This is a genomic window from Geodermatophilus sp. FMUSA9-8 (assembly GCF_037034165.1).
Classification (GTDB): domain Bacteria; phylum Actinomycetota; class Actinomycetes; order Mycobacteriales; family Geodermatophilaceae; genus Geodermatophilus; species Geodermatophilus nigrescens.
Genome location: NZ_JBAGKE010000002.1, coordinates 355,911 through 368,745, shown reverse-complemented (window position 1 = coordinate 368,745; position 12,835 = coordinate 355,911). Strand labels below are relative to the sequence as shown.

Sequence of the window (12,835 nt, the reverse complement as noted above, 5' to 3'; positions counted from 1 at the left end):
GAGCGAGATGTCACGGATCGGACGACTGCCGATTCCGGTGCCCGGTGGTGTGGACGTCACCATCGACGGCCAGACGGTCAACGTGAAGGGCCCCAAGGGGACCCTGGCCCACACCGTCGCCGCGCCGATCACCGTCGAGAAGAGCGAGGACGGCACCCTCGCGGTGGCCCGTCCCGACGACCAGCGCGAGAGCAAGGCCCTCCACGGCCTGTCCCGCACCCTGATCGCCAACATGATCACCGGCGTCACCGAGGGCTACACCAAGACCCTCGAGATCGTCGGCGTCGGTTACCGCGTGCAGGCGCGGGGGAGCGACCTCGAGTTCGCCCTCGGCTACAGCCACCCGGTGCCCGTGCGGGCGCCGGAGGGCATCACCTTCACGGTCGAGTCGCCCACGCGTCTGCGGGTGGCCGGCATCGACAAGCAGCAGGTCGGCCAGGTGGCCGCCAACATCCGCAAGCTGCGCCGGCCGGACCCGTACAAGGGCAAGGGCGTCCGCTACCAGGGCGAGGTCGTCAAGCGCAAGGTCGGGAAGACGGGTAAGTGATGGCACAGACCGAGAAGGCCGCTCGGGTGCACACCCCGGTCGGCACCGACATCAGCACCCGGCGCCGCGTCTCGCGGCTGCGCCGCCACAACCGGCTCCGCAAGCGGGTCGGCGGCACGGCGGAGCGCCCGCGCCTGGTGGTCAACCGCAGCTCGCGGCACATCCACGTGCAGGTCGTCGACGACACCGTCGGCCGTACGCTGGTGAGCGCCTCCACGCTGGACGCCAGCCTGCGCGGCACCGAGGGCGACAAGTCCGCCCTGGCCCGCCGGGTCGGTGCCCTGGTCGCCGAGCGCGCCCAGGCCGCCGGCATCACCAAGGTCGTCTTCGACCGGGGTGGCAACCGCTACCAGGGCCGCATCGCCGCGCTGGCCGACGGCGCGCGTGAGGGCGGGCTGGACTTCTGATGAGCGACACCGCGAACGAGCAGATCGAGAGGGACGTCTGATGCCAGGACCACAGCGACGCGGCGGCGGCGCCGGCGGCGGCAACGACCGCCGCGACCGTCGTGACGGCGGGCGGGGGCCCGGCGGCGCGCCTGCCGAGAAGAGCCAGTACATCGAGCGCGTGGTGGCCATCAACCGCGTGTCGAAGGTCGTCAAGGGCGGTCGGCGCTTCAGCTTCACCGCGCTGGTGATCGTCGGCGACGGCGACGGCACCGTGGGTGTCGGCTACGGCAAGGCCAAGGAGGTGCCCGCGGCGATCGCCAAGGGCGTCGAGGAGGCCAAGAAGCACTTCTACAAGGTGCCGCGCATCGCCAGCACCATCCCGCACCCGGTGCAGGGTGAGGCGGCGGCGGGCGTCGTGCTGCTCAAGCCGGCCAGCCCCGGTACCGGTGTCATCGCCGGTGGCCCGGTGCGTGCCGTGCTCGAGTGCGCCGGCATCCACGACGTGCTCTCGAAGAGCCTCGGCTCGTCGAACCCGATCAACATCGTGCACGCCACCATGCAGGCGCTGAAGGACCTCGTCCGCCCCGAGGAGATCGCCGCCCGTCGCGGGCTGCCCCTCGAGGACGTCGCTCCGGCCGCCATGCTGCGGGCGCGTGCGGGTCAGGGGGTCTGACGTGGCTCAGCTGAAGGTCACCCAGGTCCGGTCGGCGATCGGCACGAAGCCCAACCAGCGGCAGACGCTGCGGTCCCTGGGCCTCAAGCGGATCAACGACTCGGTCGTCCAGGAGGACCGTCCCGAGATCCGCGGGATGGTCGCCACGGTGACGCACCTCGTCGCCGTCGAAGAGATCTGAGCAGGAACCAGTCATGACTCTCAAGGTCCACCACCTGCGTCCCGCCCCGGGCGCCCACACCCCCAAGACGCGCGTCGGCCGTGGTGAGGGCTCCAAGGGCAAGACCGCCGGTCGCGGCACCAAGGGCACCGGGGCGCGCGGGAACACCTCCGCGCGCTTCGAGGGCGGTCAGACGCCGCTGCACATGCGGCTGCCCAAGATGTCCGGCTTCAAGAACCCGAACAAGGTCGTGTTCCAGGTCGTCAACCTCGACCGGATCGCCGCCCTGTTCCCGCAGGGCGGGCACGTCGACCCCGACACGCTCGCCGACGCCGGCGCGGTCCGCCGCGGCCAGCCGGTGAAGGTCCTCGGCACCGGCGACCTGGGCGGCGTCCAGGTCACGGTGCACGCGCACGGCTTCTCCGCCTCGGCGGCCGAGAAGATCGCCGCGGCCGGGGGCAGCACCACCCGCATCTGAGCGATGCACGACCCCCGGGGCCGACGCCCCGGGGGTCGTCTGCTGTTCGGGCGCCGTCCCCCGCGGGCGGGCCCGCCCGGGTCGCTCCCGCGCCGGCCGTGAGGCCGCGCCCGGGCCACCCGGAGGGGGAGGGCTGTGACCGGTCCGACCCCGACCGTTGCTAACCTCGTCCGACCGAGAAGGGGAGGGCACGTGCTGCAGGCGTTCGCCGCGGCGTTCCGGACGCCAGACCTCCGGCGAAAGTTGCTGTTCTCCCTGGCGATCATCGCCGTCTACCGGCTCGGCGCGGCCGTCCCGGGTCCGGGCGTCTCCGTCGAGGCGATCAACAGCTGTCTCGAGCAGGCCCAGGCCTCCGACCAGCGCGACGTCTACTCGTTGGTGAACCTGTTCTCCGGCGGGGCGCTGCTGCGGCTGTCGATCTTCGCGCTCGGCATCATGCCGTACATCACCGCCAGCATCATCGTGCAGCTGCTGGTCGTGGTGATCCCGCGGTTCGAGCAGCTGAAGAAGGAAGGGCAGTCGGGTCAGGCCAAGCTGACCCAGTACACCCGCTACCTGACGATCGCCCTGGCGATCCTGCAGAGCACCGGCATCATCGCCCTGGCCCGCAGCGGCCAGCTCTTCCCCGGCTGCCAGCAGGAGATCATCCCGTCGCAGAGCATCTGGTCGACGGTCGTCCTGGTGGTCACGCTGACCGCCGGCACCGCCGTGATCATGTGGCTGGGCGAGCTGCTGACCGAGAAGGGGATCGGCAACGGCATGTCCGTGCTGATCTTCACCTCGATCGCCGCGCGGATCCCGGCCGAGGGCGGCTCGATCCTCCAGACCCGCGGCGGCGTCGTCTTCGCCGTCGTCTGCGCCTTCGCGCTCCTCATCATCGGCGCGGTGGTCTACGTCGAACAGGCGCAACGGCGCATCCCGGTGCAGTACGCCAAGCGGATGGTCGGGCGCCGGATGTACGGCGGCACGTCGACCTACCTGCCGCTCAAGGTCAACCAGGCCGGCGTCATCCCGGTCATCTTCGCGTCGTCGCTGCTCTACCTGCCGCAGCTGATCACCCAGCTGCAGGGCGACGAGACCGGTCCGGTGCGCCAGTTCTTCGAGAACTACGTCATCGACCAGAGCAGCCCGGTGCACGTCGCGCTGTACTTCGGCCTGATCGTCTTCTTCACGTACTTCTACGTGTCGATCACGTTCAACCCGGAGGAGCGGGCCGACGACATGAAGCGCTACGGCGGCTTCATCCCCGGCATCCGCCCGGGCCGGCCGACGGCGGAGTACCTGCAGTACGTGCTCTCCCGGATCACCCTCCCCGGGTCGATCTACCTGGGGATCGTCGCGGTGCTGCCCAACTTCTTCCTGTCGATCACGCAGCAGGGAGCGAACCAGAACTTCCCGTTCGGCGGGACCGCAGTGCTGATCATGGTGGGAGTGGGCTTGGAGACGGTGAAGCAGATCGAGACGCAGCTCAATCAGCGCAACTACGAAGGGTTCCTGAAGTAGTGCGCGTCGTGCTGCTCGGTCCTCCCGGAGCCGGCAAGGGGACCCAGGCGCAGGTCATCGCGGGCCGGCTCGGTGTGCCGGCCATCTCGACCGGCGACATCTTCCGGGCCAACGTCAGCGGCCAGACCGAGCTCGGCCTCAAGGCCAAGGTCTACATGGACGCCGGCGACCTGGTCCCCGACGAGATCACCGTCGCGATGGTCAAGGACCGCCTGGCCGAGCCCGACGCCAAGGCCGGCTTCCTGCTCGACGGCTTCCCGCGCACCATCGCCCAGGGCGAGCAGTTGCGCAGCTCGCTGGAGGAGCTCGGCCACCACCTCGACCGCGTGCTCGAGCTCGTCGTCGAGGAGGACGAGCTGGTCCGCCGGCTCTCCGGCCGGCGCATGCTCGTCGACGGCGAGTGGGTCCAGCGCGACGACGACAAGCCGGAGACCGTGCGTCACCGGCTCGAGGTCTACCGGGAACAGACCGCGCCGCTGTCGGGGTTCTACGAGGGCGAGGGGCTGCTGTCGCGCATCGACGCGATCGGCTCCATCGAGGAGGTCACCGAGCGCGTGATGACCGCCCTCGGCACCCCGGGACGCCCGGGCGACAGCTGAGGGGACGGCGCCGCGCATGTCGGCCGGGATCCTGACCCGCCTCCCGCTGCTGGCGAAGTGGAGTGGACGCATGATCCAGATCAAGACACCGCACGAGATCGAGCTCATGCGCGGCGCCGGCCTCGTGGTCGCCCGCGCCATCTCGGCCGTGCGCGCCGCCGTCCGCCCCGGGGTGACCACGGGGGAGCTCGACGCCATCGCCGAGGACACGATCCGCTCGGCGGGGGCGATCCCGTCCTTCCTCGGCTACCACGGGTTCACCGGCAGCATCTGCGCCTCGATCAACGACGAGGTCGTGCACGGGATCCCGGACCCGGAGCGTGCGCTCTCCGAGGGCGACAACATCTCGATCGACTGCGGCGCCATCCTCGAGGGCTGGCACGGTGACTCGGCGGTGACCGTGACCGTCGGCCCCCCGTCCGCCGAGGACGCAGCTCTCATCGCCGTCACCGAGCGCAGCATGTGGGCGGGCCTCGCGCGGGCGGTCGCCGGTGGGCGGCTCACCGACATCAGCGCCGCCGTCGAGGAGGCCGTCACGGCCGAGACGCACCCCTACGGGATCGTCGACCACTACGGCGGGCACGGCATCGGCACCGAGATGCACCAGGACCCGCACGTCCTGAACTACGGCCGCGCCGGCCGCGGGCCCAAGCTGGTGCCCGGTCTGGCGCTGGCCATCGAGCCGATGGTCACCGTCGGGGACCCGGCCACCGTCGAGCTCGAGGACGGCTGGACCGTCGTGACCAAGGACGGCTCGCGGGCCGCCCACTTCGAGCACACCGTCGCCATCACGCCCGAGGGCCCCTGGGTCCTGACGGCCGAGGACGGCGGCGTCGCGGGGCTCGCGCCCTTCGGCATCACCCCGCGCCAGTAGGCCGGGGAGCGCCTCCGCGCGTCCCTCCGTGTGACGGAGGGCGGGTTGGAGGGCCCCGCTGCGGCGGGGTACAGTGAACGACGGCGTTCGCGCCGTCCTGTCGTCGTGCTGTGGCCGCACGGACCGGGACGCCCTCGCGGGAACGTCTGCACCACCTGGACTGCAACCACCACGTACGGCCGGCTCCGGCATGGTCGCACGTGACTCCAGCACATCAACGAGCACCACCGAGTCAGGGAGGCCGTGTCGGGCATGGCGAAGAAGGACGGGGCCATCGAGGTCGAGGGTCGCGTCGTCGAGCCGCTGCCCAACGCGATGTTCCGGGTCGAGCTGCAGAACGGGCACCGGGTGCTCGCCCACATCAGCGGCAAGATGCGCCAGCACTACATCCGCATCCTGCCGGAGGACCGCGTCGTCGTGGAGCTCTCGCCCTACGACCTGACCCGCGGTCGCATCGTCTACCGCTACAAGTGACCGCCACCGGCGCGGGGCACCGACAGGTGCCGCGCCCGTGGCCATCGATCGACAGGAATGAGGGGCGGCACCGGTGAAGGTCCAGCCGTCGGTGAAGAAGATCTGCGACAAGTGCAAGGTGATCCGCCGGCACGGCCGGGTCATGGTCATCTGCGACAACGCCCGCCACAAGCAGCGGCAGGGCTGAGGGAGTACCTGAGACATGGCACGACTGGCCGGCGTCGACCTGCCCCGCGAGAAGCGGATGGAGATCGCGCTCACCTACATCTATGGGATCGGCAAGACCCACGCCAAGGAGACCCTCGCGGCCACCGGCGTGAGCCCCGACCTGCGGGTCAAGGACCTCGGCGACGAGGACCTGCTGAAGCTGCGCGACTACATCGACGAGCACTTCCGCGTCGAGGGTGACCTCCGCCGCGAGGTGGCCGCCGACATCCGCCGCAAGGTGGAGATCGGCTGCTACCAGGGCCTGCGCCACCGTCGTGGCCTGCCCGTGCACGGTCAGCGCACCCGCACGAACGCGCGCTCGAGCAAGGGCCCGCGCAAGACCATCGCCGGCAAGAAGAAGGCCGGCAAGAAGTAAGCCGTGAGGCGCGCCGTCGCAGGCCCCGTGAGGGCGGGAGCGACGGCGCGCCGCTCGTGCTCACCTGGCCACTGATCGTTCAGAAGGAAACCGGAGAGACATGCCTCCCAGGGCTCGCGCCGCGGCTGGTGCCAAGAAGGTCCGCCGCAAGGAGAAGAAGAACGTCGCCCACGGCGCCGCGCACATCAAGAGCACGTTCAACAACACGATCGTGTCGATCACCGACCCCACGGGCAACGTGATCAGCTGGGCCTCCGCCGGCCACGTCGGCTTCAAGGGCTCGCGCAAGTCCACGCCGTTCGCCGCCCAGATGGCCGCCGAGAACGCCGCGCGCAAGGCCCAGGAGCACGGCATGCGCAAGGTCGACGTCTTCGTGAAGGGCCCGGGCTCGGGTCGCGAGACCGCGATCCGCTCGCTGCAGGCGACCGGCCTCGAGGTCGGCCAGATCCAGGACGTGACGCCGCAGCCGCACAACGGCTGCCGCCCCAAGAAGCGCCGCCGGGTCTGACCGGCCACTGACGAGAAGAACGAGGAGTACCTGACGTGGCCCGTTACGCCGGAGCCGACTGCCGCCTCTGCCGGCGCGAGAAGATGAAGCTGTTCCTCAAGGGCAGCAAGTGCGAGTCCCCCAAGTGCCCGATCGAGATCCGGCCGTACCCGCCGGGCGAGCACGGCCGGGGCCGCAGCAAGGACAGCGAGTACCTCCTGCAGCTGCGCGAGAAGCAGAAGGCCCGCCGCATCTACGGCGTCCTCGAGAAGCAGTTCCGCGGCTACTACGAGGAGGCCAACCGCAAGACCGGCAAGACCGGTGAGGTCCTGCTGCAGATCCTCGAGTCCCGCCTGGACAACGTCGTGTACCGGGCCGGCTGGGGCGAGAGCCGCGACATGGCCCGCCAGCTGGTCAAGCACGGCCACATCCGGGTGAACGGCCGCAAGGTCGACATCCCGTCCTACCGGGTCAGCGCGAACGACATCATCGAGGTCGCCGAGAAGTCGCGGCGGATGGTGCCCTTCGAGATCGCCCAGGCCCGCGCCGGCGAGCGTCCCGTGCCGCCGTGGCTCGAGGTCATCACCGGCCAGCTGCGCGCGGTCGTGCACAGCGTCCCGGCCCGCCAGGTGATCGACACCCCGGTCCAGGAGCAGCTGATCGTCGAGCTCTACTCCAAGTAAGGGCTCGCAGCACCACAGCACCACCCGGCCCCGGCGGGCGGACCGATGTCCGCCGGGGCCAGCACCACCCCCCCTCACGGCGTCATATGGCGGGCGCCGGAGGACCGAGAAGGAGAACGACCGTGCTCATCGCACAGCGTCCGACGCTGACCGAGGAGACCCTCACCGAGCACCGCTCGCGGTTCGTCATCGAGCCGCTCGAGCCGGGCTTCGGCTACACCCTCGGCAACTCGCTGCGCCGCACCCTCCTGTCGTCGATCCCGGGCGCTGCCGTCACCAGCATCCGGATCGAGGGCACCCTGCACGAGTTCACCACCGTGCCCGGGGTCAAGGAGGACGTCACCGAGATCATCCTCAACCTCAAGGGCCTGGTCGTCAGTTCCGACTCCGACGAGCCGGTGACCATGTACCTGCGCAAGCAGGGCCCCGGTGAGGTCACCGCCGCCGACATCGCGCCCCCGGCCGGTGTCGAGGTGCACAACCCCGACCTCCACATCGCCACGCTCAACGGCAAGGGCCGGCTGGAGATCGAGCTCGTCGTCGAGCGCGGCCGCGGCTACGTCCCCGCGCCGCAGAACAAGCAGCCCGGCCAGGAGATCGGCCGCATCCCGGTCGACTCGATCTACTCGCCGGTCCTCAAGGTCACCTACGCCGTCGAGGCCACCCGCGTCGAGCAGCGCACCGACTTCGACCGCCTCGTCGTCGACGTCGAGACCAAGCCGTCGATCGCCCCGCGCGACGCCATCGCCTCCGCCGGCTCCACGCTGGTCGAGCTGTTCGGCCTGCTGCGCGAGCTGAACGTCGACGCCGAGGGCATCGAGGTCGGCCCGAGCCCGGCCGAGGCCGCCGACATCGCGAACTTCTCGATGCCGATCGAGGACATGGACCTCACCGTCCGGTCCTACAACTGCCTCAAGCGCGAGGGCGTGCACACCGTCGGCGAGCTGGTCACCCGCTCGGAGGCCGACCTGCTCGACATCCGCAACTTCGGGGCCAAGTCGATCGACGAGGTCAAGATGAAGCTGGCGGCCATGGGCCTCGCGCTCAAGGACAGCCCGCCCGGGTTCATCCCCACCTCCGTCGAGAGCTACGACGAGGGCTACGAGACCGACGCGTACCACGGCAGCGCCGAGTACGGCACCGAGTACGGCCAGGTCCAGTACGACGACGGCTCCTACCAGGAGACCGAGCAGCTCTGACGCTGCCACGGACGGGCGGCGGGGGGACCTGCCGCCCGTCCGGGCGGGAGCGCCCGCCACACTCGATCCAGCGAACGACAGCACCACCTGGTTGCAGCCGGTAGACGCCCCCGGCCGCCTGAGGAAGGACCGACATGCCCACCCCCACCAAGGGCCCCCGTCTCGGCGGGTCCGCCTCCCACGAGCGGCTGATGCTGGCCAACCTGGCCACCTCGCTGTTCGAGCACGGGCGGATCACCACCACCGAGGCGAAGGCGAAGCGGCTGCGGCCGTTCGCCGAGAAGCTGGTGACCTTCGCCAAGCGCGGTGACCTGCACGCGCGCCGCCAGGTGCTGACGGTCATCCGGGACAAGGACGTCGTCCACCACCTGTTCGCCGAGATCGGCCCCCGCTTCGAGAACCGGCCCGGCGGCTACACCCGCATCACCAAGGTCGGCCCGCGCAAGGGCGACAACGCCCCCATGGCGGTCATCGAGCTGGTCGAGGGCCTGACCGTGGCGCAGGAGGCCGTCGGCGAGGCCGAGCGCGCCCGCGGCACCCGCTTCGCCGCCGGTGCCGGCGCGGCCGCCGCGTCCGGTGAGGTCACCGCCGACGCGGTCGAGGCCGCCGACGAGACCCCCGCCGTCGACGACACCGACGCCGAGGTCACCGACGCCGAGACCGACGCCGCCGTGGAGGCCATCGAGGCCGCCACCGACGACGCCGACGCCACCGCGGCCGACGCAGACGCCCCGGCCGAGGACGCGGACGGCTCCAAGTGACCGAGCAGCCGGGTCGCGACGGCGACGCGGGCGCGGCCGGCGTCCGCCCCGGCGGCGGCGACCAGGGCGCCACGTTCGAGGGCGAGACCACCGGTCCCGGCGGCGACACCTCGCCCGCCGTGGTCTCCGGTGAGGTCGACCCCGAGGCGCATCAGGTCGTCACCGACGTCTTCAACCCCGACGGCGACCGTCAGGACGACGGCGCGGTGACCGAGCAGCCGAAGGCGGAGAACGTCGCCGTCGTCGAGGACCCGGCGCTGTCCCCGGACGTGGCCGCCGCGGCCGCGGCCGAGGTCGAGGCCGCTGAGCTCGGCGACGCCGCCACCGCGGGCACCCACGCCCCCGGCGGCGAGTCGGCGCCCGACCCCCGGTAGCCGTCGCTGAACCCCGCGCACACCACGGACGAGCCCGCCCCCGACCTCGGGGGCGGGCTCGTCCGTCTCCGGCTGGACGTCGCCTACGACGGCACCGCCTTCTCCGGCTGGGCCCGCCAGCCCGGCCGGCGCACCGTGCAGGCCGAGCTCGAGGACGGCCTGGCCACCGTGCTGCGCCGTCCGGTCCGGCTGACCGTCGCCGGGCGCACGGACACCGGCGTGCACGCGACGGGTCAGGTGGCGCACGCCGACGTGCCCCGCGACCTGTGGGAGGAGCACCGCGCCCGGCTGGTGCGGCGGCTGCGCGGTGTCCTGCCGCCCGACGTCGCCGTGCCCACCGTGAGCGAGGCGCCCGCGGGCTTCGACGCGCGCTTCGCCGCGCTCGCCCGGCACTACCGGTACCGGCTCACCGACGCCGACGGCGGCCCCCCTCCGCTGCGACGGGCGGACACCGTCGGCTGGCCCCGCCGGGTCGACGCGGCCGCCATGGACGCCGCCGCGGGGCTGCTGCTCGGCCAGCACGACTTCGCCGCGTTCTGCCGCCGCCGCGAGGGCGCGACCACGATCCGCGTGCTGCTCGACCTCGGCGTCGAGCGCGACGGCGACCTGGTGACGGTGCGGGCGTCGGCGGACGCCTTCTGCCACTCGATGGTGCGCAGCCTCGTCGGCGCGCTGCTGGCCGTGGGGGAAGGCCGCCGGGAGCCCGGCTGGCCGGCGCAGCTGCTCACCCGCCGCGTGCGGGCCGACGAGGTCGTCGTCGCCCCGCCGGGCGGGCTGACGCTGGTGCGGGTGGACTACCCGGCCGACGCCGACCTCGCCGCCCGGGTGGAGCGGACGCGCGCGCTGCGCAGCTGAGGCGTCAGGGCAGCGCCGCGACCGCCTCGTCGATCGGGGTGTCGCCGCCGACCAGCTCCACCACCTCGTCCACCTTCCCCGCGTCGAGCAGGGCGAGCAGCACCGCGGCGACGTCGTCGCGCGGCACCTCGCCGTACCCGACGCCGTGGGCGAGGGTGACGCGGCCGGTGCCCGGGTCGTCGGTGAGCCGGCCCGGCCGCACGATGACGGTGTCGAGGGCCGTGCGGGGCAGGATCTCGTCCTCGGCGCGCAGCTTGGCCTGCAGGTAGACCGCGAAGACCGGGTCCATGCCCTGCGGCGTGCCGTGCCGGGCCTGCTCGACGCCCATCGAGGAGACCAGGAGATAGGGCCGCACCCCGGCGCGCTCGGCGGCGTGCGCGAGGAGCACGGCCGCGCCGTGGTCGACGGTGTGCTTGCGGGCCTCGCCGCTGTTCGGTCCGGCCCCGGCCGCGAAGACCACGGCATCGGCCCCGCGCACCACCTCGGCCACCTCCTCGACCGACGCGGACTCCAGGTCGAGGACGGCGGGCTCGACGCCGTCGGCCTCGAGGTCGGCCGTGTGGTCGGGGTTGCGGACGATCCCCACCGCCGTGTCCCCGCGGGCGGCGAGGAGCCGGCCGAGGCGGCGGGCGATCTGTCCGTGGGCACCGGCGATGACGACGCGCATGCCGCCGGGCTACCCGGCGGGGCGCCCGGTCACCCGCCGGCCTGCGCGCGGGCGCGGGCGAGGTCGGCGGGGGTGTCGCAGTCGGTCCAGGGGGCCGGGGCGCCGGGCTCCGGGACGGGGCGCCAGCGGGTCACCGTCAGCGCGGCCACGACGCGGCGGACCGGCGCCGGGCCCTGCGCCGCGCCGACCGCCCGCCGCAGCGCCGCGGTCCGCCAGACGCCGAGCAGGTACTGGTCGCGGCCGGCGTCGTCGACGACGAGCACCCCGTCGTCGGTGAGCCGCTCGCGTAGCTCGGTGACGACCGCCGGGGTCACGAACGGGAGGTCGCCGGCGAGCACCGCCACGACGTCGGTGCCGACGGCCGCCAGGCCCGCGCGCAGGGCCGCCACCGGCCCGCCCCCGGGCGGGTGCTCGCGGACGACGACGACGCCGTCGGGGACCGGCTGCGGCGGCCCGACGACCACCCGGTGGTCGGCGTCGGCGACCGCGTCGAGGACGCGGGCGAGGATCGGGCGGCCGCCCACCTCGAGCTGGGGCTTGGCGCGCCCGCCGAGCCGCGCCGCCCGCCCGCCGGCCAGCACCACGGCCGCGTAGGGCGGCAGGGGGGCCGGCGTCGCGTCCACGACCGCACCGTAGGGGCCCGGCGTGGGTACCGTCGCCGTTCGTGGGACGAGTCACCAGCCGCACGCCCGTGCTCCGCATCCGCGGCCCCGTGCACACCACCCGGCCCGACACGGTGGCGTCGGAGGAGCCGCTGGAGATCCGGCTCAACGGGTCGCCGCTGGCCGTCACGATGCGCACCCCCGGCGCGGACTTCGACCTGGTGCACGGCTTCCTCGCCACCGAGGGCGTGATCGCCGGCATCGAGGACGTCGCGGGCCTGCGCTACTGCAACTCCGTGGACGACGAGGGCCGCAACACCTACAACGTCGTCGACGTCGACCTGACCACCGGCGTCGAGCCGCCGGCCACCGCCCTGGACCGCAACTTCCTGACGTCGAGCTCCTGCGGGGTGTGCGGCAAGGCGAGCATCGAGGCCATCCGCACCCGCAGCCGCCACGACGTCGCCGCCGACCCCACCCGGCTCGACCTCGGCACCCTGCTCGCGATGCCGGACCGGCTGCGGGCGGCGCAGGAGGTGTTCAGCAAGACCGGCGGGCTGCACGCGGCCGGGCTGTTCACCGCCGACGGCGAACTGGTGTCACTGCGCGAGGACGTCGGCCGCCACAACGCGGTGGACAAGGTCATCGGCGACGGCGTGCGCGAGGGCCGGCTGCCGCTGGCCGGGCACGTGCTCATGGTGAGCGGGCGGGCGAGCTTCGAGCTGACGCAGAAGGCGGCGATGGCGGGCATCCCGGTGCTGGCGGCGGTGTCGGCGCCGTCGTCGCTCGCGGTGGAGCTGGCCGCGGACGCCGGGATCACGCTGGTCGGCTTCCTCCGCGGCGACGGCTGCAACGTCTACACCCGCCAGGACCGCCTCGTCCTGCCCGAGTAGGGAGCCGCCCTGCGAGGCGGCGGGAGGAGTGGGG

The 12,835-nt window shown here is 72.7% G+C and carries 20 protein-coding genes; 18 read left to right on the top strand and 2 right to left on the bottom strand.

The features are described from left to right. The first annotated feature begins 7 nt into the window (after positions 1 to 7). From rplF to truA, 17 genes are all read left to right on the top strand, one after another. Positions 8 to 547, top strand: coding sequence for a 50S ribosomal protein L6 (rplF, locus tag WA616_RS06005; protein WP_073421365.1), 540 nt, complete (start codon positions 8 to 10; stop codon positions 545 to 547). After that, positions 547 to 954: a 50S ribosomal protein L18 gene (rplR, locus tag WA616_RS06000; RefSeq protein ID WP_073421942.1), complete on the top strand. Its 408-nt coding sequence runs from the start codon at positions 547 to 549 to the stop codon at positions 952 to 954. Before rplF ends, rplR begins: the two co-directional genes overlap by 1 nt. A gap of 40 nt (positions 955 to 994) precedes the next feature. Continuing rightward, positions 995 to 1,609, top strand: coding sequence for a 30S ribosomal protein S5 (gene rpsE / locus WA616_RS05995; protein ID WP_073421366.1), 615 nt, complete (start codon positions 995 to 997; stop codon positions 1,607 to 1,609). Position 1,610: 1 nt separating this feature from the next. Then, positions 1,611 to 1,790 (top strand): 50S ribosomal protein L30, encoded by a 180-nt coding sequence (gene rpmD, locus WA616_RS05990; RefSeq protein ID WP_073421368.1) that lies wholly within the window; start codon positions 1,611 to 1,613, stop codon positions 1,788 to 1,790. Positions 1,791 to 1,803: 13 nt separating this feature from the next. Next, positions 1,804 to 2,247: a 50S ribosomal protein L15 gene (gene rplO, locus WA616_RS05985; RefSeq protein WP_073421369.1), complete on the top strand. Its 444-nt coding sequence runs from the start codon at positions 1,804 to 1,806 to the stop codon at positions 2,245 to 2,247. A gap of 192 nt (positions 2,248 to 2,439) precedes the next feature. Continuing rightward, positions 2,440 to 3,750, top strand: a complete 1,311-nt coding sequence (secY, locus tag WA616_RS05980; protein WP_336028176.1) for a preprotein translocase subunit SecY — start codon at positions 2,440 to 2,442, stop codon at positions 3,748 to 3,750. Between the two features lie 8 nt (positions 3,751 to 3,758). After that, a complete protein-coding gene (locus WA616_RS05975) occupies positions 3,759 to 4,349 on the top strand; it encodes an adenylate kinase (RefSeq protein ID WP_336028174.1) in 591 nt (196 codons plus the stop codon). A gap of 70 nt (positions 4,350 to 4,419) precedes the next feature. Continuing rightward, the gene (gene map / locus WA616_RS05970; protein WP_336028172.1) at positions 4,420 to 5,223 is read left to right on the top strand and encodes a type I methionyl aminopeptidase; all 804 of its coding nucleotides are present in this window, start codon (positions 4,420 to 4,422) and stop codon (positions 5,221 to 5,223) included. A gap of 252 nt (positions 5,224 to 5,475) precedes the next feature. Beyond that, positions 5,476 to 5,697: a translation initiation factor IF-1 gene (infA, locus tag WA616_RS05965; protein ID WP_012950459.1), complete on the top strand. Its 222-nt coding sequence runs from the start codon at positions 5,476 to 5,478 to the stop codon at positions 5,695 to 5,697. A gap of 73 nt (positions 5,698 to 5,770) precedes the next feature. Then, positions 5,771 to 5,884 carry a 50S ribosomal protein L36 gene (gene rpmJ, locus WA616_RS05960; protein ID WP_012950458.1) on the top strand — a complete coding sequence of 38 codons (114 nt, stop codon included), beginning with the start codon at positions 5,771 to 5,773 and terminating at the stop codon, positions 5,882 to 5,884. A 15-nt stretch (positions 5,885 to 5,899) separates the two neighbouring features. Further along, a complete protein-coding gene (gene rpsM / locus WA616_RS05955) occupies positions 5,900 to 6,280 on the top strand; it encodes a 30S ribosomal protein S13 (RefSeq protein ID WP_073421372.1) in 381 nt (126 codons plus the stop codon). Positions 6,281 to 6,380: 100 nt separating this feature from the next. Further along, on the top strand, positions 6,381 to 6,788 hold the full coding sequence (gene rpsK / locus WA616_RS05950) for a 30S ribosomal protein S11 (protein WP_012950456.1): 408 nt from the start codon (positions 6,381 to 6,383) through the stop codon (positions 6,786 to 6,788). A gap of 35 nt (positions 6,789 to 6,823) precedes the next feature. Continuing rightward, positions 6,824 to 7,450: a 30S ribosomal protein S4 gene (rpsD, locus tag WA616_RS05945; RefSeq protein ID WP_073421374.1), complete on the top strand. Its 627-nt coding sequence runs from the start codon at positions 6,824 to 6,826 to the stop codon at positions 7,448 to 7,450. A 122-nt stretch (positions 7,451 to 7,572) separates the two neighbouring features. Further along, positions 7,573 to 8,649, top strand: a complete 1,077-nt coding sequence (locus WA616_RS05940) for a DNA-directed RNA polymerase subunit alpha (RefSeq protein ID WP_336028149.1) — start codon at positions 7,573 to 7,575, stop codon at positions 8,647 to 8,649. Between the two features lie 134 nt (positions 8,650 to 8,783). Then, entirely contained in the window at positions 8,784 to 9,410 is a 627-nt protein-coding gene (gene rplQ, locus WA616_RS24455; protein ID WP_442901975.1) for a 50S ribosomal protein L17, read from the top strand. Beyond that, positions 9,407 to 9,784, top strand: a complete 378-nt coding sequence (locus tag WA616_RS05930; protein ID WP_336028148.1) for a hypothetical protein — start codon at positions 9,407 to 9,409, stop codon at positions 9,782 to 9,784. Before rplQ ends, WA616_RS05930 begins: the two co-directional genes overlap by 4 nt. Before the next feature lie 6 nt (positions 9,785 to 9,790). Continuing rightward, on the top strand, positions 9,791 to 10,639 hold the full coding sequence (gene truA / locus WA616_RS05925; RefSeq protein ID WP_336028541.1) for a tRNA pseudouridine(38-40) synthase TruA: 849 nt from the start codon (positions 9,791 to 9,793) through the stop codon (positions 10,637 to 10,639). 4 nt (positions 10,640 to 10,643) lie between these two features. Here the strand turns inward: truA and WA616_RS05920 are convergent, their stop codons facing one another. Together WA616_RS05920 and mobA are read right to left on the bottom strand one after the other, a co-directional pair. Beyond that, the gene (locus WA616_RS05920; RefSeq protein ID WP_336028147.1) at positions 10,644 to 11,306 is read right to left on the bottom strand and encodes an NAD(P)H-binding protein; all 663 of its coding nucleotides are present in this window, start codon (positions 11,304 to 11,306) and stop codon (positions 10,644 to 10,646) included. A gap of 29 nt (positions 11,307 to 11,335) precedes the next feature. Next, positions 11,336 to 11,929 (bottom strand): molybdenum cofactor guanylyltransferase, encoded by a 594-nt coding sequence (gene mobA / locus WA616_RS05915; RefSeq protein ID WP_336028144.1) that lies wholly within the window; start codon positions 11,927 to 11,929, stop codon positions 11,336 to 11,338. Positions 11,930 to 11,970: 41 nt separating this feature from the next. Between mobA and fdhD the strand changes: the two genes are divergently transcribed. Continuing rightward, positions 11,971 to 12,801, top strand: a complete 831-nt coding sequence (fdhD, locus tag WA616_RS05910) for a formate dehydrogenase accessory sulfurtransferase FdhD (RefSeq protein ID WP_336028143.1) — start codon at positions 11,971 to 11,973, stop codon at positions 12,799 to 12,801. The last annotated feature ends 34 nt before the right edge of the window (positions 12,802 to 12,835 follow it).

Bases quoted from the DNA above. Each gene is read 5' to 3' on its own strand.
- rplR (WP_073421942.1), top strand. From the start codon at position 547: ATGGCACAGACCGAGAAGGCCGCTCGGGTGCACACCCCGGTCGGCACC.
- infA (WP_012950459.1), top strand. From the start codon at position 5,476: ATGGCGAAGAAGGACGGGGCCATCGAGGTCGAGGGTCGCGTCGTCGAG.
- rplF (WP_073421365.1), top strand. From the start codon at position 8: ATGTCACGGATCGGACGACTGCCGATTCCGGTGCCCGGTGGTGTGGAC.
- rplO (WP_073421369.1), top strand. From the start codon at position 1,804: ATGACTCTCAAGGTCCACCACCTGCGTCCCGCCCCGGGCGCCCACACC.
- map (WP_336028172.1), top strand. From the start codon at position 4,420: ATGATCCAGATCAAGACACCGCACGAGATCGAGCTCATGCGCGGCGCC.
- rpsM (WP_073421372.1), top strand. From the start codon at position 5,900: ATGGCACGACTGGCCGGCGTCGACCTGCCCCGCGAGAAGCGGATGGAG.
- rplQ (WP_442901975.1), top strand. From the start codon at position 8,784: ATGCCCACCCCCACCAAGGGCCCCCGTCTCGGCGGGTCCGCCTCCCAC.
- rpsK (WP_012950456.1), top strand. From the start codon at position 6,381: ATGCCTCCCAGGGCTCGCGCCGCGGCTGGTGCCAAGAAGGTCCGCCGC.
- WA616_RS05920 (WP_336028147.1), bottom strand. From the start codon at position 11,306: ATGCGCGTCGTCATCGCCGGTGCCCACGGACAGATCGCCCGCCGCCTC.
- rpsE (WP_073421366.1), top strand. From the start codon at position 995: ATGCCAGGACCACAGCGACGCGGCGGCGGCGCCGGCGGCGGCAACGAC.